Raw genomic sequence first — 2,066 nt, forward strand, 5'->3', positions numbered from 1 at the left:
TTCTTGTCAACCTTTTAGCTGGGTTGGTTGCTTATACATATCGAGAGACTAAACCTGCTTTAGATCTTCTCTTCAAAGGCTTACCTGCTCTTCCTCCTGCCATCTTTTAGTTCGTCGAACTCACGTTTATTTACTCTCTTCTGAATGCAACTCTCGAAAAATAGTCACTGATTTTGGTAGTTCTTGCTTTACGAGAATCTCCATGTATTCCTCAAAGGTTTTGGGAGGATTTTTGAAACGCCTTTTAGCAGTTTCCAAAGCTGTCATTATTTTCAATGGGTTTAAATCGCAGGTAATTGGGATAGAGAACGCAAGCATCAAGGAGAGCCACAAACCTAGTCATAAAGCCCTAGTTCTTGAGATTGCTTTACTAACTCGTCTAAGGCACTAGACTTCTCTATATCTATCTGTTGTTTGTAAGCGATCGCGTCTTTAAGGTGAATGCGGCGGTGCGTTCCGACTTTGCGATAAGGGATTTCACCAGTTTCAAGTAGTTTAATCACAAAGGGGCGAGACACATTTAGCATGTCGGCTGCTTCTTGGGTGGTTAGTTCGGCTTGAATGGGTATGAGGCTTACGCCGTTGCCTTGTGACATTAGGGTTAGAGCATCCACGAGCATTTGATAGGCGGCTGCGGGAATTTCTGCATCTTGTTCGCTGCCATCTTCTTCAAAAAATCTCAGCTTGCGAACTTTATTGTGAATATGGGCAGCCAAAATACGGCTACTCACTAAGGAGAGTTTTGTATCGTCGTCGTTAGGAATGTATGCAGAAATCATGGCTAGTTGACGGTAGATAGCTCCCAATCTAATACATCAAACGCAATAATCGAAACAAAAAAACGACAGATCTTTCCTTTTACCTTTTTACTTTTGCCTTGGAGCTATGCCACACATCTGTCTGTCTTCATCACTGGCGTTGGGATTATTAACAAGATAGTCGTGGAGCCACGCGCAACCTTTCGCCATTAAATCATCTAAATCTAAATTCCATAAAATCACGGTTCCATCTTTACTTCCAGAGGCAAGAGTTTTGCCATCAGGACTAAAGGAAACGCTATAGATCTGATCTTTATGTCCTTGAAAAGTTTGGATTTCACTACCGTCCAAACTCCATAATTTCACAGTGTTGTCTTGACTACCAGAGGCAATGGTTTTTCCATTAGGACTAAAGGCAACTCCCATGACAACATTGCCATGTCCTTGGAAGATTTCTGTGGTTCCATTATCTAACTTCCATAATTTTACAGTGTTGTCTCCACCGCCAGTAGCGATCACCTTATCGTCTGGACTAAAAGCTAAGTTCCACACAACATCCTTATTGTCAAATATATTCAATAGTTGTCCGTTCTCTCTATTCCATAATTTTACTTTATAGTCTCCACTGCCTGTCGCGAGCGTTTTGTTGTCATGACTAAAAGCAACGCTCAGGACTTCTTTTTCGTGTCCTGTTAAAGTGTTCAATAATTTTCCATTCAGATCCCATAACTTTACTGTCTTATCTTTACTACCAGTAGCGATTGTCTTGCCATCGTGACTAAAAGCTACACTATAGACTTCATCCTTATGACCTCTTAAAGTATGAAGTTTCTTTCCTTCTCGATCCCACAATATCACCACTCCGACCTTACTAGTTGTGGCAATTTCACTCCATTCATTACTAGTATTAGCAATCATGTTGCCATCTGGACTAAATGCTACACTCCAAATAACATCTTTAGGATTATCACTTGTTAACGTTTTAAGTACTTTTCCTTCTGGGCTTGTCAATTTAATTGCATTTCCATTGCCAGTGATTGCGATTATCTTACCATCGGGACTATAGGTTAAAAATTTGAGAGGCTTTTGAGGGGTAAAAGTTTTTCTTTCCAGTTTTTCCAAACTCCATAATTGCACCATCTTATTGTTGTTTGCAGTAAAAATCTTTTTGTCATCGCGACCTAAGTACAGGACAAAAATTTAATGGAGTTGAAGAAAGCCTCGGAATTGAGATGGATGTCAAAGATGATATGACGCAGAAAATCAAAACCAAGACGAAAAATGCTTTTAGGTAAGCGACCGTGCTTT

3 protein-coding genes are annotated in these 2,066 nt (G+C 40.1%); all 3 read right to left on the reverse strand.

Annotated features, from left to right (window positions below; all coding sequences use genetic code 11):
- Window positions 1–126: 126 nt before the first annotated feature.
- Window positions 127–267 (reverse strand): hypothetical protein, encoded by a 141-nt coding sequence (locus tag VB775_RS26195; RefSeq protein WP_281006035.1) that lies wholly within the window; start codon window positions 265–267, stop codon window positions 127–129.
- 68 nt (window positions 268–335) lie between these two features.
- Window positions 336–779: a helix-turn-helix domain-containing protein gene (locus tag VB775_RS26200; RefSeq protein ID WP_281006034.1), complete on the reverse strand. Its 444-nt coding sequence runs from the start codon at window positions 777–779 to the stop codon at window positions 336–338.
- A gap of 87 nt (window positions 780–866) precedes the next feature.
- Complete coding sequence (locus tag VB775_RS26205; protein ID WP_281006033.1) at window positions 867–1,898, reverse strand: WD40 repeat domain-containing protein; 1,032 nt, start codon at window positions 1,896–1,898, stop codon at window positions 867–869.
- Window positions 1,899–2,066 lie beyond the last annotated feature (168 nt).

Origin of the sequence: Pseudanabaena sp. CCNP1317 (assembly GCF_034931345.1) — a bacterium.
GTDB lineage: Bacteria > Cyanobacteriota > Cyanobacteriia > Pseudanabaenales > Pseudanabaenaceae > Pseudanabaena > Pseudanabaena galeata.